Origin of the sequence: Actinoplanes sp. NPDC051513 (genome assembly GCF_044454685.1) — a bacterium.
GTDB lineage: Bacteria > Actinomycetota > Actinomycetes > Mycobacteriales > Micromonosporaceae > Actinoplanes.
On sequence record NZ_JBITDW010000044.1, the window covers coordinates 1 to 18,688 of the forward strand.

At 71.7% G+C, this 18,688-nt stretch carries 14 protein-coding genes; 7 read left to right on the forward strand and 7 right to left on the reverse strand.

From position 1 onward, the window contains the following. Window positions 1-80: 80 nt before the first annotated feature. The 7 genes from ACIA5D_RS50445 to ACIA5D_RS50475 all read right to left on the reverse strand — a co-directional run bounded on the left by ACIA5D_RS50445 (window position 81) and on the right by ACIA5D_RS50475 (window position 6,084). On the reverse strand, window positions 81-863 hold the full coding sequence (locus tag ACIA5D_RS50445; protein ID WP_396037888.1) for a hypothetical protein: 783 nt from the start codon (window positions 861-863) through the stop codon (window positions 81-83). A 79-nt stretch (window positions 864-942) separates the two neighbouring features. Continuing rightward, complete coding sequence (pabB, locus tag ACIA5D_RS50450; protein WP_396037889.1) at window positions 943-2,046, reverse strand: aminodeoxychorismate synthase component I; 1,104 nt, start codon at window positions 2,044-2,046, stop codon at window positions 943-945. A 118-nt stretch (window positions 2,047-2,164) separates the two neighbouring features. Next, window positions 2,165-3,073, reverse strand: a complete 909-nt coding sequence (locus ACIA5D_RS50455; protein ID WP_396037890.1) for a DUF1295 domain-containing protein — start codon at window positions 3,071-3,073, stop codon at window positions 2,165-2,167. Between the two features lie 40 nt (window positions 3,074-3,113). Beyond that, on the reverse strand, window positions 3,114-4,481 hold the full coding sequence (locus tag ACIA5D_RS50460) for an FAD-binding oxidoreductase (protein WP_396037891.1): 1,368 nt from the start codon (window positions 4,479-4,481) through the stop codon (window positions 3,114-3,116). A 9-nt stretch (window positions 4,482-4,490) separates the two neighbouring features. Next, window positions 4,491-5,342, reverse strand: a complete 852-nt coding sequence (locus tag ACIA5D_RS50465; RefSeq protein ID WP_396037892.1) for a DUF6597 domain-containing transcriptional factor — start codon at window positions 5,340-5,342, stop codon at window positions 4,491-4,493. 7 nt (window positions 5,343-5,349) lie between these two features. Further along, window positions 5,350-5,901 (reverse strand): phosphoesterase PA-phosphatase, encoded by a 552-nt coding sequence (locus ACIA5D_RS50470; protein WP_396037901.1) that lies wholly within the window; start codon window positions 5,899-5,901, stop codon window positions 5,350-5,352. Between the two features lie 60 nt (window positions 5,902-5,961). Then, window positions 5,962-6,084: a hypothetical protein gene (locus tag ACIA5D_RS50475; RefSeq protein WP_396037893.1), complete on the reverse strand. Its 123-nt coding sequence runs from the start codon at window positions 6,082-6,084 to the stop codon at window positions 5,962-5,964. On the opposite strand from ACIA5D_RS50475, the gene ACIA5D_RS50480 reads away from it, so the two are divergent. The 7 genes from ACIA5D_RS50480 (at window position 6,083) to ACIA5D_RS50510 (ending at window position 18,341) form a co-directional block, all read left to right on the forward strand. Continuing rightward, window positions 6,083-6,814, forward strand: a complete 732-nt coding sequence (locus tag ACIA5D_RS50480; RefSeq protein ID WP_396037894.1) for a maleylpyruvate isomerase family mycothiol-dependent enzyme — start codon at window positions 6,083-6,085, stop codon at window positions 6,812-6,814. The genes ACIA5D_RS50475 and ACIA5D_RS50480 overlap by 2 nt on opposite strands. 88 nt (window positions 6,815-6,902) lie before the next feature. Next, window positions 6,903-7,640: a G5 domain-containing protein gene (locus ACIA5D_RS50485; RefSeq protein WP_396037895.1), complete on the forward strand. Its 738-nt coding sequence runs from the start codon at window positions 6,903-6,905 to the stop codon at window positions 7,638-7,640. Between the two features lie 259 nt (window positions 7,641-7,899). Beyond that, on the forward strand, window positions 7,900-8,697 hold the full coding sequence (locus ACIA5D_RS50490; protein ID WP_396037896.1) for a hypothetical protein: 798 nt from the start codon (window positions 7,900-7,902) through the stop codon (window positions 8,695-8,697). Between the two features lie 154 nt (window positions 8,698-8,851). Further along, complete coding sequence (locus tag ACIA5D_RS50495; protein ID WP_396037897.1) at window positions 8,852-10,390, forward strand: alpha-L-arabinofuranosidase B; 1,539 nt, start codon at window positions 8,852-8,854, stop codon at window positions 10,388-10,390. A 175-nt stretch (window positions 10,391-10,565) separates the two neighbouring features. Continuing rightward, complete coding sequence (locus ACIA5D_RS50500; protein WP_396037898.1) at window positions 10,566-10,922, forward strand: hypothetical protein; 357 nt, start codon at window positions 10,566-10,568, stop codon at window positions 10,920-10,922. Continuing rightward, window positions 10,919-15,304 (forward strand): caspase family protein, encoded by a 4,386-nt coding sequence (locus ACIA5D_RS50505; RefSeq protein WP_396037899.1) that lies wholly within the window; start codon window positions 10,919-10,921, stop codon window positions 15,302-15,304. Before ACIA5D_RS50500 ends, ACIA5D_RS50505 begins: the two co-directional genes overlap by 4 nt. 109 nt (window positions 15,305-15,413) lie before the next feature. Beyond that, entirely contained in the window at window positions 15,414-18,341 is a 2,928-nt protein-coding gene (locus ACIA5D_RS50510; protein WP_396037900.1) for a M36 family metallopeptidase, read from the forward strand. The last annotated feature ends 347 nt before the right edge of the window (window positions 18,342-18,688 follow it).

An 18,688-nucleotide genomic window follows, 5' to 3' on the forward strand; every position in this document is an offset into this window, starting at 1 on the left:
CCATACCTGGCAGCACGGATAAGCACGTCCAAGATCCCGGCGAAGTGACACATGTATCGGGACTTCAACACTGACAGATGTCATGGGACTGGATACCCGGCCCAATCGGCCCATCGGGCCAAATGAAGCCGCACCAGCGACGACCGCGCCTGTGCCCCGCCGTCCTCGGAATCCCAGTCCTGCCCGTTGATGCCGTTGGCCGAAATCGAAACCGTCACGTACCCCTGCGAGGCCAGCAGCCGCTGCGCCTGCAGATAACCGCGATAGCTGGGGATCGGCTCGGCGCCCTCCGGGCACGGCCATTCCTGCGGCACGTCCTCGTCGGCGCCGCGATAGCAGACCGTGTGCCGTCCATGCAGGAAAAGCGCGAGCGGCCGGGGCCCCTTCGCACCGACGGGCGCCACCACGACGGCCCGCATCTCCACCTTCTCCGGAAAGTCCGGAAGCTTGACCGGCGCCAGGTCGTATTCGCCGGTGATCGACCGGTACGGCCCCGGCTTCCCCGGATCGACGGCATTGACCGCCCGCGTGTCCGGCCCCGAAGAAACGGCGCTCTTCCTCAGCGCCGGTGTCTCGGGCGCCTTGTCGATCCGCTTGCCGCCGGCTCGGACGGAGAGCTCGCTGAGGCTCTTCACCTGCCCGAGCTCGAGGCTGAAGCTCTTCCCGTCGGCCGCCGGCCGTGGACGCCCCAGAAGCTTGTCCCCCGCCCAGAATTCGACGGCGGCGTCCCCCATCGGCACCTTTGTTCCGGCCCGCCACACGAGCCGTCCGTCCTCGACGGACCATCCACCGCCGTCGGTTCCCGGCGGCTTCTGCGGCGGCGCGGCGGTCGCGTGTCCCGCCGCGCCCACCACCATTGCCATGACCAGAAGCGTTGACCCCAGTAGTCTGCGCATGCGGACGTGTCTAGCGAACGCATGCAAATATCCCGATCGGTCGCCCTCACAGGCTCCCGGCGATCGACGCCTTGATCAGCAGTTCGGCCCATTCCGCCGCGGGATCCGAGCCCCACGTGATCCCGCCGCCGGCCCCATAGACGGCGGTCGAGGTGCGCCGGTCGATGACGGCGGTGCGGATCGCGACGTTGAAACGCGCCCGCACCGGCGCTTCCCGCGGCCCGATCAGCCCGACCGCGCCGCAATACACGCCACGCGGCCCGCACTCGAGATCGCGGATGATTTCCATGCTGCGCTGCTTGGGCGCCCCGGTCACCGAGCCGCACGGGAACAGCGCGCGAAAGATGTCGACGAGCCCGCTGCCTTCCTTGAGTCCCGCCACCACCTCGGAGGTCAGCTGCCATACCGTCGGATAGCGTTCCAGCGCGAACAGCTCCGTCACCTCGACGCTTCCGGTGACCGCGATCTTGGCCAGATCATTGCGCAGCAGGTCGACAATCATGAGGTTCTCGGCCTGCTCCTTGGGGCTTGCCCGAAGCTGCCGCGCGACCTGTTCGTCGTTCTCCGGGGCGCGCGCTGCGGTCCCCTTCATCGGGCGCGTTCGCACCCGGTCGCCGGCCCATTCGAAAAACAGCTCCGGGCTGGCGCTCGCCACCACAAAGGGACCCATTTCCGCGTACGCGTTGAAGGCGCCACCCTGCACTGCCGCGAGATTCGCATAAAGCTCGAGCGGGTCGCCGCCGAAGGCCGCGCGCAGCCGGCCCGTGAGGTTGCACTGATAAGTCTCGCCCGCCTCGATGTGCTTGCGCACCGCCTCGACCGCCCGCCGATGCTCCTCTTCGCTCCAGTCCAGCGCCCATCGCACCTTCGCCGGGCGCGACGGCGCGATCACCGGAACCGGAACCGGCTCCTCGCAGAGCCCGAACCAGGCCAGCGGCGGCTCACCCGCGCCCCGCGGATAGGCCGGAAGCCGCGAGTCCAGCCCCGGCGCCGCCTCGTAGGAGACGAACCCGTACGCCCACGAGCCGGACGCCTCCACCTCCGCCAGCACCGGCGCCACCTCGTCGGGGTGAGAGGCCACGAGCACGCGGTACGGCGGCGGGCAGGCCACCGCCCGCCCCGACACCAGATCATCGAATCGCGCGTTCATGTCCCCCGGAGCCCCTGCTTGGCGTTTCCTCGGAAGAGGCTACGCCGGGGTCAGCGGAAGCCGGCGAGCTCGAAGAGAACGAAGCCGAGCGCGGCCAAGGGGACGCCGGGCCGAAGTCTCAAACCCCGCGGCGGAGACGCAGCGGCAGCAGCGCCGGCACGCGGCGCATGTGATCGGCGTACGCCGGGCGGCGCTGAACCGATCGGCGGTCCATCAGCGGCACGCTCACGAACACGAACAGCAGCACCATCGCGACCGGGCCGAGGACCGTCCACCACCAGCCGGGCGCCGCGGCCAAGCCGAACAGCCACAACCCCCACCAGAAGGCGATCTCGCCCAGATAGTTGGGGTGCCGTGAGAACCGCCACAGACCCTGCTCGAAGATGCGGCCGCGGTTGGCGGGATCACGGGCGAACGACCGCAGCTGCCGATCGGCGACCGCCTCGGTACCCGCGGCCAGGACCACCACCAGCGCGGCGACGACATCGAGCCAGCCCAGCGGCCGGTCGAGCACGGTCACCGCGGGCCAGGCGGAGAGCAGTCCAGCGAAGACGACCAGCGTGGGCATCGCCTGGATGCCGACGAGGTTGACCACCCAGAACGGCAGCCAGGACGGGCGCTGCTCGCGCAGTTGCACGTAGCGCCAGTCCTCGTGGCCGAGGCCCCGCCACGACGAAGCCCAGTTGACGGTCAGCCGCACCGCCCAGGCCAGCACGAGCACCAGCACCGTGAGCTGCCGCTCGGTGACGGCGGCTATTTCGCCACCGGCGCGCCACCACAACCACGCCATGACGATCACCGACGGCGCGACACTCCAGTACGGGTCGTACAGGCTCGCGTTCCGGACCACCACGCTGGCCGCGAACACGACGACGGTCGCGGCCAGGTCGGCGACGAGCGTGACCGCCAGGGGGTGCGCTCCCGGCATGGCGGCGGCGACGGCCCACGCCGCAAGCCCGGCCGCGACATAGACGGCCGCCACAACGGCGAAACCCACCGGCCGGGACGAGCGATGATCCGCTGCCATGCGACGAGGGTAGGCGGTTGTGGTGGTCTTCGGCACGGTGTCAGGGGTTCGACGGCGGAATCGCCTGGTGGAACCGGAAGAAGCCGTCCGGGTCGTACTGCGCCTTGACGCGTCGCAGGCGGCCGTAGTTCGCGCCGTGGTAGGCGCGCGGCCAATCCGTCAGGTCGGGATCCGGAAAGTTCGGGTAGACGCCGCCCGACCCCCACCGGCGCACCGACGCGTGCGAGCGGCCCAGCCAGTCCCGGGCCGCGTCCCGCGCGCCGGCCGGCGCGTCGAGGCCCGCCGCGGCCGAGTGCTTGAGCAGGAAGATCGCCTCGCGGTGGGCGAACGCCGTCGCGTGGACCGGGACGCGGTTGTAGGCGCCGCCCCACGGCGTGAAGTCCAGCTCCCGGGCCTGCCCCGGCGCCCGCTCGCCGACGACGTGGGCCACCAGGGCCGCGATCGCCTCCTCGGGCAGCTCCCGGTTGAAGAACTCGGACTTGCTGAACGTGTAACCGGGCCACGGCGGCCCCTCGGCGGCCAGGCGCCGTTTCGCCTCGTGGAACGGCAGGTGCCGGGTGACCGCGGACAACGGCTCGGCGCCGGCCATCGCGGCGAACGAGCCGAGCAGCTCCACGGTGGCCGGCTCGGCGCCGAGCATCGCCCCGGACAGGGTGAGCATCGGCGGCCGCTCGACGTCACCGTCGACGGTGAGCAGCAGGCTGGCGGCCAGCTCGTCGGGCCCGGCCGGCGCCCAGGCCTGCCAGGCACCGATCACCCGGGCCGCGTCGGCGGGCCGCCAGGTGAGACGGAAGCTCGTGGCCGGCGGCGCGGGAACGGCCCGGAACGTCAGCGACGTCACCACGCCGAACTGACCGCCGCCGGCGCCCCGCAGCGCCCAGAACAGGCCGGCGTCGTGGTGCTCGTCGCAGTCGACCGTGCGGCCGTCGGCCAGCACCACGCTCGCGGAGAGCAGGTTGTCGCAGGTCAGGCCTCGGCTACGGCCCAGGATCCCGAGCCCGCCGCCGAGGGTGAGGCCGGCGATGCCGACCGTCGGGCCACACCCGGCGGGCACCGTCAGGGCGTGCTCGGCCAGCGACCCGTAGATCTCGCCGAGCCGGGCGCCGGCCCCCACGGTCACCGCGTCGCCGGAGACCGACACCATCCGCATCGGCGACACGTCGATGACGATCCCGTCGGTGGACGACCGCCCCGCGAAACAGTGCCCGCCGCTGCGGGCCGCGCAGACCAGCCCGTGCCGTCGCGCCAGGGCGACGACCTCGGCGACGTCACCGGCGGAGGCACAGCGCACCACCGCCAGCGGCCGCCGGTCGGGCAGGAGCGGGGCGGCGGGCTTGCGCGCGAGCTCGTAGCCGGGCGTGCCGGGAAGCACGACCTCGCCCGGCAATGTGTCCCAATCGACTGCCATGCGCCGACGTTACGGCCGGCCGTGCGCGCCTTTCTTGAACAGAACGGCCATCGACACCGCGTGGTCGTGCCCGCATCCGCAGGACCGCTCCACGTCGCCGAGGAACACCCGCGGCGTGTCACCGGTCAGCCGCACGCACTCCCGGGTCAGGTGGGCCTGATCGGCGTAGCCCGCGTCGGCGGCCAGCCGGGCCAGGCCCGCCTCCGCCGGGCTGTGCCCCCGTGCCAGCGCGTACTGGGCGCGCGCGAGGAATCCCTGGAATCGCAGGATCCGCTGCAACGTCTTCGGTCCCACCCCGATCGTGGACCGGCACAGGCGGCGGAAGCTGCGCTCGGGCATGTTCAGCGACGACCACAGCGAGCGGAGGTCGGGCGTCCGCCCGGGCATCAGCCGGCCCACCGCCTCCATCACGAGCGGGTCCACGGCGGCCGCCCGCTTGATCGCGAGGTCCTGAAGGGCAGCCAGCGCGTCATCGGGATCCTCGCGCGCGCTTGCCCGGACCGCGGCGTTCCCCCACACCTGCGCGGCGTCCACCGTCTCATCCACGAGCTCCGACGCCGGCATGCCGAGCAGGGCCGCGGCCGCCCCGGGACGCAAGCGAAGACCGACGACGGTGCTTCCGGGTTCCAGCGTCTCGACGCGCGGCCCGGTCAGCGGCCCGACGATGTGCGGCGCCGAGCCCACCCGGCACAGGAGCTCGACACCGCCGCTGGGGACGCTGCGGTGGGCGTACGGCGCCGCCCCGGGGAGCACATGCTGTACCCACGTCGCGGAGACGAACCCGGCCAGCGCGGCGACCGGCGGCCGCTCCCGATAGGTCTGCCCCATCGGCGGACCGGCGACCCGAGCAGATCGGACCATCCCCGGACTATCGCAGCAGCCCGAAGACAACGCCCGCGACGACCGCGCCGATCGCCGCACCCGCCACGACCTGCGCGACCGTGTGATCCTCGAGCCGCACCCGCGACCAGCCCACGGCCGCCACCACCGCCGCCGAGGTCAGCAGGAGCGGCCCGAAGACGAGCACCAGCACGACGGCCGACCCGGCCGCCACTCCCGCGTGGATGCTCGACTTCCAGAAGTGGTTGATCCCGGTGGCGACGACCCCGCCCGCGAACGACGCCACGATCAGCGCGATCAGCTCCCGCGGCGCCCCGCCTGCCACCAGCAGCCCGAGCCCGGCCAGCACCGACGCGAGCCCGAACACCAGCGGTCCCGTCCGTTGCGACCGCTCCCCGATGTGCCGGTCGCTCAAGCGGCCACGGCGCACACCACGCAAAATCATCGCGTACGGAATGGCGGCGCAGAACAGGGCGGCCAGCAGCCCCCACCCGGCCGCCCCGGCGTGTGCGCCGATCACCACCGGCATCACCGCGGCCAGCACCGCCGGCGCGAAGATCTCGGTGAACAGGCGCGCGATCACAGATGCCGGTCGAGAAAGCCGGCAACGGTCCGCGCGAACGTCATGATCGGGACGTTATCAGCCGGTAGTGATCAGGAACGGCGTGAGCTTCGACGTGCCCGCCGCGACCGGGACCACCACGCCGCGCAGCGGGGTCGCGCGGTTCCGCCGGCCGGGGTTCCCGGCGCAGTATGGTCGCATGACTTCGCCGGACGTCGTGGACGATCTCGAGGCCGAGCAGGACCAGCTCGAGGCCCTGCTCAGGAAGCTCTCCCCCGCCGACTGGGTGTCGCCGTCGGCCGCCGCCGGCTGGACCGTGGCCGACGTGGTGCTGCACCTGGCCCAGTCCGAGGAGATGGTGCCGGCCGCTCTGTCCGGCGTCTCCCTCGAACTGCCGGCGCAGGGCGGCAGCGTCGACGAGGTGATGGACGCGTTGGTGCGCAGCCAGCCGGCCACGCCCGCGGAGATCTTCGAGCGCTGGCGGGCCGCGCGCCGGGCCTCGGTCGCCGCGCTGCGCGGCGCCGATCCGCAGCGGCCGGTGCAGTGGGTGGCCACGCCGTTGAAGCCGCGCACGCTCGCGACGACCCGGCTGGCCGAGCACTGGGCGCACGCGCTCGACGTCGCCACACCGTTCGGCCTCGACTACCCCGACACCATGCGCCTGCGGCACATCGCCTGGCTCGGGCACAGCACTCTGCCGTACGCGTTCGGCCTGGCCGGCGAGCCGGCGGGCGAGGTGTTCGCGGAGCTGGCCGCGCCGGACAGCTCGGTGTGGCGGTTCGGCGACCCCGCGGCCCCGTCGTCGATCACCGGCAGCGCCGGCGCGTTCTGCCGGGTGGGCGCGCGCCGTCTCGCGCCGGCGGATTCCGGGCTGCGGGCCCAAGGACCGCACGCCGAGAGCGCGCTCCGCCTGCTCCGCAATTACGCGTAAGAAGTGTTCGCGTTTCGCATCTTTCGAGGGAGGGGTGGTCGGCCGAACGGCGGTTCTGCTGTCCACGTGCGGAAACCACACTGGCGCGGTGACGAGTCAGACTCCCCTCTGGGGACCGCCTCCGCAACGGCCCGGTTTCTGGGCCCGCCTTTCGCCGATCCAGCGGGTCGGCCTCATCGCGGCCGCCTTCGTGCTGCCGTGCTGCGGCGGGTTGACGGTGATCGGCGCGCTGACCGGTGACACGAAGCCGGTCATCGTCGAGACGCCCGCGGCCGCCGAGGCGGGGGCCGAGGACGACGCCGACGTCGCGGCCGAGCAGTTGGCCGGCGCGCCCACCACGGAGTCCGTCACCGCCGGCCCGGCCGCCACCGGGTCGGGTGAATCCGCGCCGGCCCCCACGGGAACGACGGCGCCGGCCGTCACCAAGAAGACGGTCAAGGTCACCAAGTCGATCGCGTTCTCGACGAAGAAGGTCGAGGACGACACCCTCGCCGAGGGCAAGACGAAGGTGACGACCAAGGGCGTGGCCGGCGTGCGCACGCAGACCTACGAGGTCACCCTCACCGACGGCAAACAGACCGGCCGCAAGCTGATCAGCGACGCGGTCACCAGGAAGCCGGTGACCAAGGTGGTCGCGGTCGGCACCAAGGCCGCGTCGAACGGCTGCGATCCCAACTACACGCCGTGCGTGCCGATCGCCTCCGACGTCGACTGCGCCGGCGGCAGCGGGAACGGCCCCGCCTACGTCGACGGCCCCGTCACGGTCGTGGGCAGCGACATCTACGACCTGGATCGCGACGGCGACGGCGTCGCTTGCGACAGTTAGGCGTTTTTGCCCCTTTGCACGCTCAGCGCTACGCGATTACGGTCCGTTTCCGGCGACCACCTGTCACCGCCGGAATACGGGCCGCCGCCGTTTCCCCGATGAGCTGCGGTTTCCCCACCTCACCGGATGGCTAGTCAGGTCGCCCTATTGGCACTACAAAAAGGGCCCGCCACCTGCGCGAACGCGGCTTACTTAAGGATTACTAAAGGTTCGCGCTTGATCGACACAATGGTATTGACCGCGGGTACATCATGTGTGCGTGGCAATCGAATCACGCGAGTTCATCTCTCCCCGGCCCAGGCATCGGGCGAATCCGCGCGCTTACCACGAGGTCGACTCGCCAACAAGTACGCACCTGCGCGAAGTCCAATACAAAGAAGAGGTATTGGATGCGGGGCGCGGGGAGGCCATTCAATCCCTGACCCACAACGTTCTCGTTCACCGCTCGCTAGAAGTCTCGCCGAACGGCTTCATCACCATCATCAGCATCATCCAGGGCGTTGCGCTGGCGCTGCTGGCGCAGAACACGTTCCCGAAGCCGTCCGGGCTCGTCATAGTGCAGAGCATCACCCTGATGCTCGTTTTCGTCGTCGTTTTCTACTACTACCTCACGATGAGCATCCTGCTCCGCTGGGCGCCCTCGTTCGTCGACTGTTTCCTGCCGTTCGCGATCGCCGGCCTCGAGATACCGCCGGCCTTCTTTCTCGGCAACGCGGCGGTGTGGAACGCCTGGCTCGCGGCACTGTGGCTCTTCGTGGCGATCGGTTTGTGGATCACCACGAAATGGGCGCCGCCCTCGCATTTCGGCAAGGTTCGCAAGGCTCACAAACGGTTCCTCGAGATGCAGCACGAGTTGGGACTCTGCGTAGTCGCCGGAGGGTTCACGGTCGGCGCCTGCGCCGGGCTGGCCGCGATCGACCCGGCCCACCAGCTCTTCTGGGGCCTGGCGGGCGCCGCCGCCGTCCTCGCCGTCGGCGCCTGCACGATCTGGCGCATCGAGATCCGCTCCTCCCAGATCCACGCCCTCTATGGCGTGAACCGCCCACCCTTCAACTAGCCATTGCTGGCCGTGGATGTGACGACGTATGTTAACGTTCACAAACCGTCCGCGTCAGGCTCCCCCCTGCCTCACTCGGACCGACGCCGTCGCTCCTCCCTCTCGCGACGCCGGTCCGGCCGAGCCGTATCCCCACGCCACGGAAGAGGTAGCAATGGCACGATCCCGTACGCGCAGAGCCCTGCTCCCGGTCGCCGCCGCCGGCGTCCTGCTGGCGGCGCTGTTCACCGGCGCCACCCCGGCGCAGGCCGCCATCGCCCAGCCCTGCGACATCTACGCCACCGGCGGCACCCCCTGCGTCGCCGCGCACAGCACCACCCGCGCCCTCTACGGCACCTACACCGGCTCGCTCTACCAGGTGCGCCGGACCTCCGACAACGCCACCCTGAACATCGCGCCGCTGGCGGCCGGCGGGGTCGCGAACGCCGCCGCGCAGGATTCGTTCTGCGCGGGCACCTCCTGCGTCATCACGATCATCTACGACCAGTCCGGACGGGGTAACCACCTCACCCAGGCGCCGCCCGGCGGGTTCCAGGGCCCGGCCGCGGGCGGCTACGACAACCTCGCGAACGCGGTCGCGGCGCCGGTCACGATCGGCGGCCACAAGGTGTACGGCGTCTTCGTCTCGCCGGGCACCGGCTACCGCGACAACTCCACCAACGGCATCGCCACCGGCGACCAGCCCGAGGGCATGTACTCGATCTTCGACGGCACGCATTACAACGGCGGCTGTTGCTTCGACTACGGCAACGCCGAGACCAGCAGCCTCGACACCGGCAACGGCCACATGGAAGCCATCTACTTCGGCAACAGCAAGGGCTGGGGCTACGGCTCCGGCAACGGGCCGTGGGTGATGGCCGACCTGGAGAACGGCCTGTTCTCCGGGGTCAACGCCGGCCTCAACTCGGGCAACCCGTCGGTGAGCCACCGGTTCCTCACCGCGATCGTGAAGGGCGAGCCCAACCACTGGTCGATCCGGGCCGGCAACGCGCAGTCCGGCGGCCTGTCCACCTACTACAACGGCGTGCGGCCCAACGTCTCGGGCTACAACCCGATGAAGAAGGAGGGCGCGATCATCCTGGGCATCGGCGGCGACAACAGCGTCAGCGCCGCCGGCACGTTCTACGAGGGCGTGATGACCTCGGGCTACCCATCCGACGCCACCGAGAACTCGGTCCAGGCCAACATCGCCGCCGCCGGGTACGCGACCGTCGCCCGCCCCGGCCCCGCCGTCGGCTCGGCCGTCTCGCTGCGCGCCACCACGGCCTGCTGCACCACCCGCTACCTCACGCATTCCGGCACGACCGTCTCCACCGCCGTGGTCTCCTCGTCGAGCGCGGCGACCGACAAGGCGAACGCCACCTGGTACGTGCGGTCCGGCCTGGCCAACAGCGCCTGCGTCTCGTTCGAGTCGCGCAACACCTCCGGCAGCTACCTGCGCCACTCGAACTACCAGCTCTACCTGAACGCCAACGACGGCAGCGCGCTGTTCGCGAACGACGCGACGTTCTGCCCGCAGGCCGGCGTCAACGGGCAGGGCAACTCGTACATGTCGTACAACTTCTCGCTGCGCTACCTGCGCCACTACAACAACAGCCTGTACATCGCGGCCAACGGCGGCTCGACCTACAACTCCGCCACCTCTTGGTCCGACGACGTGAGCTGGGTGTCCATGGCCCCCTGGACGCCCTAGCTCTCCCGGCCGCCCGGGCCCCCAGAACCCGGGCGGCCACACACGCCGACGTCTCACTCCTCGCGGTCGGCGGCGTGCCGGCGGCCCGGGAACCCAGTCCCGGGCCGCCGTTCCTGTGCCACCCAGCCGGATCCCGTTACCCCCTATGTGGATCGATACGACTAGAGTTCGACGCGTGGACGTCTCGATCACGGTGGGCGACGCGGACACGTTGCGGGGACTGCGTTCGTGGCTCGTCGACGAGCCCGCCCTGCGCGGCCGGGTCACGACCCGGGAAAGCCCCCCGGCCGACGGCACGCTGGGCCCGATGCTGGAGGCGCTGGTCGTCGCCGTCGGCCCCGGCGGCGCGGCGGCGGCGCTGGTCACGGTGCTGGTCACCTGGCTGCGCCAGCAGCGCGCCGACGTCACGGTCAAGGTCGAGCGCCCCGACGGCAGCTCCTTCGAGATCACCGCGTCCCGGGTGAAGGGCGTCGACATGGCCGCCCTGCGCGCCGAGATGGAACGGCTCGCCGGCGAGATCGACCCGCCGTGACCGACCTCGCCGGCCCCGGCGTCCGCGCGCTGGTCATCGGCACCGCGACGCACACCGGCCCGGTCCTGCCGCCGGTGCCCGCGGCGGCCCGCAGCGCCCACGCGGTCGCCGAGGCGCTCACCGAGTTCTGCGGGGCGGCGGCCGGCAACGTTCGCGTGCTGATCGACCCGCCCCGGGCGATCGACATGGCCGAGGCGGTCGCCGAGGCCGCGGCCGGCGCCGAGTCGGTGCTGCTGGTGTACTTCGTCGGCCACGGCCTGCTCGACGCGGCCGGCGAGCTCCACCTGGCCGCGGTGGCCACCGACACGCTCAAGCCCGGGCTGAGCGGCCATCAGGCGCTCGCCTTCTCGGCGCTGCGCCAGGCGCTCATCGATTCGCCGGCGGCCGCGGTCGTGCTGATCCTCGACTGCTGCTTCTCGGGGCGGGCACAGATGACCCCCACAGCGGCCACGGGCTTCACCCCGCCGCCGGTCCGCGGCGCCTACGTGCTCGCCTCCGCCGAGAACCTCGCCGACGCGCCCGCCGGCGCCGAGCTCACCACGTTCACCGGCGCGCTGGTCACACTGCTGGCCGAGGGCGACGGCCGGGCGGGCCGGCTGCTGACCCTCGACGTCGTCGCCGACCGGCTGGTGAGCCGCCTGCAGGCCGCGGGCGCTCCGCTACCCCGGCGGCAGAGCGGCGACACGGCGGGCTCGCTCGTGCTCGCGGTCAACCGGGCGGCGCCGGCGACGACCGAGCCCGAGCCCCCGGCCGAGGGCATCTGCCCCTACCTCGGCCTCACCTCGTTCGGCCCGCAGGACGCCCAGGTCTACTTCGGACGCTCCGATCTCACCGAGCGGCTGCTGACGCAGGCCGGCGAAGCAGCCGCGGCGGGCCGGCCGCTGCTCGTGGTGGGCGCCTCCGGCTCCGGCAAGTCCTCGCTCGTGCAGGCCGGCCTGGTGGCCTCGCTGGCCGGCGGCGGCCTGCCGGGCTCGGCCCGATGGCCGGTGGTGGCGATGACCCCGGGCGACCAGCCGAACGCGCGGCTGCGCAAGGCCGGCGCGAGCGACCGCCGCACGGTCGTGGTGGTCGACCAGCTCGAGCAGTTGTTCACGCTCTGCCCGTCGGCCGCCGAGCGCACCGAGTTCCTGACCGCGCTGACCGGCCTGGCCGCGAACCACCTGGTCGTGCTCGCCCTGCGCGCCGACTTCTACGCACAGGCGGCGGAGCATCCCGAGCTGCGCGCGGCGCTGGAGCATCAGTTCCTGGTAACTGCGATGACGCCCGACGAGCTGCGCGCGGCGATCGAGGGCCCGGCCCAGGTAGGGGGCCTGCGGCTGGAGGGCGGCCTCGCCGACGTCATCCTGCTCGAGCTCGGCGCCGGCGACCGCCTGCCGCTGCTCTCCCACACGCTCTGGGCGACGTGGCGCAATCGCGAGGGCAACCGGCTCACGGTCGGCGGCTATCGCGCGGCGGGCGGGGTCGAGCGGGCCGTGGCGACCAGCGCCGAGGAGGTCTACGAAGGGCTGGGCGTGGGGTCGCGCGAGGCGCTGCGGCGCATGCTTCCCCGTCTGGTCCAGGTCGGCGACAACAACACCCCCGACACCGTACGCCCTGCGGCGCGCGACGAATTGCTCAAAGGCGAGGCCGACGAGCAGGCGTTGGAGGCCTTCACCGCCGCCCGCCTGCTCACCCAGGACCGCGACACGGTGCGGCTGAGCCACGAGGCGCTGCTGCGGGCCTGGCCACGCCTGGTCGAGTGGCTCGACGAGGACCGCGACTGGCTACGCACCAGCCAGCGCCTCGCCGCCGACGCGGAGGCGTGGATCGACGCCGGCCGCGACCCCGCCCAGGCCTACCGCGGCAGCCGCCTCGCCACCGCCCGCGAGGGCGCCCACGTGCACGACCTCCCACCCGACTCGGCCGAGTTCCTCGCCGTGTCCGAGGGCCTCGAACGGCGGTCGACCCGGCTGCGCCGCGCGGTGACCGCCGCGCTGGTCGTGCTGCTCGTGCTGACCGGCGCCGGCGCGGCGGTCGCGCTCTGGTCGCAGCGCGAGACCGTCGCCCAGCGGCAGTTGGCCCTGGAGTCGCGCAACCGCGCGCTGGCCCGGGCGCTGACCAACGAGGCCTCACGGTTGCGCCAGGACCAGCCCGGCCTCTCCAAGCAGCTGGCCGCCGTGGCCTACCGGCTCGACCCCGCCGAGGGCGGGCAGGCGGTGTTGAACAGCGCCGGTGTCCCCGGCCAGCTCGCGAGCACCTACAAGGCCTTCGACCTGGCCTCGAACAGCGCCGGCAAGGTTCTTGTCCTGGCTACCGGCCAGGAGCTGGTGCTGTGGGACGCGCCCACCAGCACGCTGCTGTCCCGGATCGACTCGCTGTTCACCGGCCCGGTCACCGTGTCGCCGGACGGCCGGGTGCTGGCCGCCGCGGCCGGCTCGCTCGACGGCGGCAGTCCCGTCCTCGGCGGCACCCAGCTGATCGAGCAGCCCCGGCCCGAAGTGCGACTCTGGGACATCAGCGATCCTCGCCGGCCGCGGTTGGTGCGCGCGCTGCCGACCGGCACCAAGAGCATCACCACGCTGGCGTTCGCCCCCGACGGCCGGCTGCTCGCCGGCGCCGGCACCGGCGGAACGATCCGTCTGTGGGACACCGGGAATCCGGCCTCACCGCGCGAGCTCCCGCCGTTGACGGGCCACCGCGGACGGGTCGACTCGGTGACGTTCGCGCCGGTCGGGCACCTCATGGCCAGCAGCGGCGCTGACGGCACGGTCCGCCTCTGGGATCTGACCGACCCCGCGCGGCCGGCGGCGCGAGCCCGGCTCACCGGATCGAACGACCCGCTGGAACCGGAAGTCCGGATGATCCAGCACCGTGTGTCATTCGACCCCACCGGCAAGCGGCTGGCTTTCGTCGCCCTCGAGAAGGCGATCAACGCGAAGCCCACGAACGAGCTGCCGGCCCTCTACGACGTCTCCGATCCCCGCCGCCCCCACCCGGTCTACCAGCAGCCCGCCGAGCTCGGCTGCGGGCACATCTACGCGATCCTGCTGCTCGACAACGCCGTGATCACGTCCTGCTATCTCGGCACGGTGCAGACCTGGGTCCGCGGAGCGAGCCACACCCAGGAGACCCTCGGACAGTCGATGCTGGTCCCCGCCGCCAGGATGCCGACCACCACCGGCGCGAGCCTCCAGACCGGGGCGCTGCTGGCCCGCCCGGACGCTGCGGGCCTCCGGACGGTCGCGGTGGCCGGCACCGCCGGCGTGTTCGTCTGGGACGTCACCGATCCGGGCCGGTCGGGCCCGGTCGCGACCACCGTCGGCGGGCCCAACGGGTTCTCGATCCGCGTGCAGTTCAACCCGGCCGGGCCGCCGTTGATGGCCGAGACCAGCGGGCGGGACGGCACCAGGCTGCTCGACGTGTCCGATCCCCGGCACCCCGAGCTGGCCGGCGCCGTCGCCACGACAGACCCCCTGGACGGCTGGTACGGACAGGAGGCCGGCGCCGGCTTCGCGTTCCGGCCCGACGGAGCCGTGGCCGCCGCCACCAAGATCGTGAAACAGCGCCCGCACGTCGTGCTGCTCTCGACCAGCACGCCGGACGGCCCGCCGCTCGCGGAGATCACCACCGGTCTCGACTACGGCGCCGCGGCGCTGTCCTTCTCCGCCGACGGGCGCCTGCTCGCCGTAGCCGACCACGAGGCGAAGCCCCACGACGACGCGGCGCCCTCGGTGAAGATCTTCGACGTCGCCGACCCGGCGCGGCCCCGTCTGCTCTCCTCGTTCCCGGCGCTCAGCTGGGATCTCGCTTTCGCGCCGAAGGGCCGGCTGATCGCCGTCTTCACTCGGAGCGAGATCATCTTGCGGGACCTCACCGATCCCGCCCGTCCGCGAACGCTGCGCGGCTTCCGGTTCCCGACCGATGCGGGGCTGACCACCGGCGTGTTCACGCCGGACGGCACCCACTTGATCGCCGGCGACAGTTCGCAGCAGGTCCGGGTCTTCGGCATCGCCCCCGACGGCCTGTCTGGCGAGCCGGGCGTCTTCCTCGGCCAAGGGGGAAACGGCAACACCATGATCGCGATCAGCAGCGACGGCCGCACGCTCGCCCTGCCCGGCGACTACGACGCCGACGAGGTCGATCTCTGGGACATCAGCAAACCGGAGCTCCCGCGCGTGCGGACGTCGCTGGTCGTTCCGGACCGCTCGGGACTCGACGTCCTGGCGTTCAGCCCGGACGGGCGGTTCCTGGCCGTGAAGAAGGGCGTGAGCGTCGAGCTGTGGTCGATCGACCCGGCTCTGGTGATCGGCACGCTGTGCCGGCTGGGCAGCGACGCGATCACGACCACGCAATGGGACGCCTACGTCGGGCACGACGTGGAGTACCAACCGCCGTGCTCGTAAAATTGATAGATCGACAACTCTCTAAATTGGATGTTCGGCCCATGCCTGACGCACGCCGAGTGCGGTCGGATCGAGGCGACCGGTATAACCGTTCGACCTAGGAGGGACCGTGCGCACACCATCCCGTGCGTTACCGGCAGCCGCCACGATGCTTCTTGCCACCGCGCTCGTCGTCGTCGGCCTGCCGACCGGCGGCCAGGCCGCGCCCGGTGGGCCGGCCCGTGCCGAAGCTGCCCGCACGCCTGGTGACGACCACCTGGACAAGACCAAGGACAACCGCCGCGGAAGCATCGCCCCGACCGACCGGCAGCGCTCGCTGGCCGCCTCGGCGGGCGCGAAGGCCCGCTGGAACACCTTCGGAACCCCGGCCACGCTCACACCGGCCGCCAAGCCGTTCGCGGCGGGGCTGCCGTCCGACCCGATCGCGGCGGCCCGCGCGTACGTCGACGCCAACCGCGAGGTGCTCGGCCTGACCGACCGCGGCGCCGACTCACTCGACCTGCTCACCTCCGCGCCGCTCGGCGCGGGCGCCGCCGTGGTCTTCCGGCAGCGCTTCGGCGACCTGGTCGCCGGGCACGACGGCCTGCTCAGCGTGGGCGTGCGCGACGGGCAGGTCTGGTACGTGAGCTCGTCGCTGTCGCGGGACGCGGCCGCACCCGAGCCGGCCACGCTCACGGCCGCCGACGCGCAGCGCATCGCGGCTGCCGACGCGGGGACAGCGAGCCCGACGGTCATGGCGAACCGCCTCGTCGCCGTGCCCACCGCGGATCGCGGCGCCCGCGCGGCGTACCAGGTGACGCTCGGCGCCGACCTCGGCGGGGCCGAGCCGGTCGCGTACACGACCTATGTCGACGCCCGCGACGGCGGCGTGCTGCTGCGCGAGGACATCGTCGACTCCGACCACGACAACGCCGAGTGGAAGGCGTTCCCGTCGTCGCCGCCCGTGGACTACTCGTCGCGGGACACCCGGCAGACCTGGTGCTTCGCCCCGCAGCGCGGATGTGACTACGTCATCGGGACGGCTTCCTCGCCGAACGCCTGGGATGTGCTCGACGGCGCGCCGACGAACACGACTCTCGGGAACAACGCGGTCGCCGTACACAATTGGAACTCGAACGACCCCTTCACGGTGGGCACCGAGACGGCGACGGCGAAGCCGAATCGTGACTACGACTACCGGTGGACCAACCAGTGGTACAAGGAGCAGTGCTCGCCGGCGGTCTTCGAGAGCGCGCAGCGCAACGACATCGACGCGGCCCGGGGCAACCTGTTCGCCATGCACAACCGCATGCACGACTGGGCCTATCAGCTCGGCTTCACCGAGAAGACCTGGAACATGCAGGACGACAACTTCGCCCGCGGTGGGCTCGGCAACGACCTGGAGCAGGGCAACGCCCAGGCCGGTGGGATCAGCGGCGGGCCGCCGGACTTCGCGGCGCGCGACAACGCCAACCAGATCACCCCGCCGGACGGCCAGGCGCCGATCACCAACATGTACCTGTGGCAGCCGATCGCCGGCTCGTTCTACGCGCCGTGCGTCGACGGTGACTACGACATGTCCGTCATCGGCCACGAGTACACGCACGCCATCACCAACCGCATGGTGGCCGGGCCGGACGCGGGCGTCAGCACTCCGCAGGGCATGAGCGAGAGCTGGTCGGACCAGCTGGCGATGGAGTACCTCAACGAGAACGGCTACGCGCCGCACGGCATCCGCGCGTACACGGTCGGCCAGTACGTGACGTCCGACCCGATCGCCGGGATCCGCAACTACAACATGAGCCAGAGCCCGCTCAACTACAGCAGCATCGACTACGACTTCGTCGGCCTGCAGGTGCACGCCTCGGGCGAGGTGTGGACGGCCACCAACTTCGACATCCGGGCCGCGATGATCAAGAAGTACGGCGCGGGCACGCCGTCGCTGCAGAAGTCGTGCGCGGCCGGGCGCACGCCGGTGACGTCCTGCCCGGGCAACCGGCGCTGGGTGCAGCTGGCGTTCGACTCGTTCCTGCTGATGGCCAACAGCGCGAACAGCATGGTGGACGCGCGGGACGCGATGCTCGGCGCCGACCTCCTCCGGTTCGGCGGGGCCAACCAGGCCCTGCTGTGGAACGCGTTCGCGAAGCGCGGCCTGGGCGAGGGCGCGGCCAGCGCCGGCGCCGGGGACGTGAACCCGACGCCGAGCTTTGCGTCGCCGTACGCCTCCGAGGCCACCGTGACCTTCCGGCCGGTGGACGAGCACGGCGAGGCGGTGCCGAACGCGAAGCTGTTCGTCGGCGACTACCAGGCGCGGGCCGTGGCGGTGGCCGACACCGACCCGGCGACGGCGCTGCCCGACACGGTGAGCCTGATCCCGGGGACGTACACGTTCATCGCGCAGGCGCCCGGGTACGGCGAGGCGCGGGTCAAGGCGACCTCGTTCCGCTGGGCCAAGCCGGCCAAGCTGACCGTGCGGATGCCGCACAACCTCGCCTCCGGCAACGCGGGCGCGGTCGCCACCGGCGACGGCGTCAACGTGGCCCGGCTGGTGGACGACGACGAGGCGACCAACTGGGCGTCGCTGGCGAGCCCGGTGGCCGGCAAGCAGGTGATCGTCGACCTCGCGGGCGGGGCGCAGAAGATCCGGCGGGTGCAGGTGAGCGCCATGCTGCGGCCGCAGATCGCCACCGACCCCGACGGCGCGGCGCAGAGCCGCTTCTCGGCGCTGCGGCAGTTCCGGGTGTCGGCGTGCACCGCGTCGGCCACGGTGACCTGCTCCTCCGCGGCCGACTTCGGCGTCGTGTACACCAGCAAGGCGGACGCCTTCCCGTCGGTCGCGCCGCGGCCGCGGGCGCCCCAGCTGATCGTGCGGTCGTTCGACATCCGGCCGACGACCGCGACGCACCTGCGGTTCGAGGTGCTGACCAACCAGTGCACCGGCGGGCCCGACTACGCCGGTGAGCAGGACGCCGACCCGCGGGCCAACACCGACTGCGGCACCGCGAGCGCGCAGGCGCTCAACGTACGCGCGGCGGAATTCCAGGCCTTCGGGAGCTGACCGATTTGCGCGGTGATCGGGCCCGGTGGGCGCCGGGTCCGATCACCGCACAGCATACGAACAGACATTCCTGCCTGACTCCGCGGCGGGTGTGTGATCACCGGTTCCCCATTTAATCTGCGGCGAGTAAATGTACGCCTGGGGGACGGTCAACCGTAGGCACCGGATTGCACAATTGGATGGCTTGCGCGCGCTCGCCGTCGGTCTCGTTCTTGTTGATCATTCGGTGGCGTAACTGGATAGGTGCCTGACTTTGGGTGTGTGGGAATCGCACGGCGGAGCCCGGTGGTGGCTGTGGTCAGGCGGTGGCGGGGATCCAGGGGTTGCCGGTAGCGGCTTGGATGAGG

Excerpts from the sequence above, each read along its gene's own strand:
- ACIA5D_RS50445 (WP_396037888.1), bottom strand. The coding sequence starts at position 863 with ATGGCAATGGTGGTGGGCGCGGCGGGACACGCGACCGCCGCGCCGCCG.
- pabB (WP_396037889.1), bottom strand. The coding sequence starts at position 2,046 with ATGAACGCGCGATTCGATGATCTGGTGTCGGGGCGGGCGGTGGCCTGC.
- ACIA5D_RS50455 (WP_396037890.1), bottom strand. The coding sequence starts at position 3,073 with ATGGCAGCGGATCATCGCTCGTCCCGGCCGGTGGGTTTCGCCGTTGTG.
- ACIA5D_RS50460 (WP_396037891.1), bottom strand. The coding sequence starts at position 4,481 with ATGGCAGTCGATTGGGACACATTGCCGGGCGAGGTCGTGCTTCCCGGC.
- ACIA5D_RS50465 (WP_396037892.1), bottom strand. The coding sequence starts at position 5,342 with ATGGTCCGATCTGCTCGGGTCGCCGGTCCGCCGATGGGGCAGACCTAT.
- ACIA5D_RS50480 (WP_396037894.1), top strand. The coding sequence starts at position 6,083 with ATGACTTCGCCGGACGTCGTGGACGATCTCGAGGCCGAGCAGGACCAG.
- ACIA5D_RS50475 (WP_396037893.1), bottom strand. The coding sequence starts at position 6,084 with ATGCGACCATACTGCGCCGGGAACCCCGGCCGGCGGAACCGCGCGACC.
- ACIA5D_RS50495 (WP_396037897.1), top strand. The coding sequence starts at position 8,852 with ATGGCACGATCCCGTACGCGCAGAGCCCTGCTCCCGGTCGCCGCCGCC.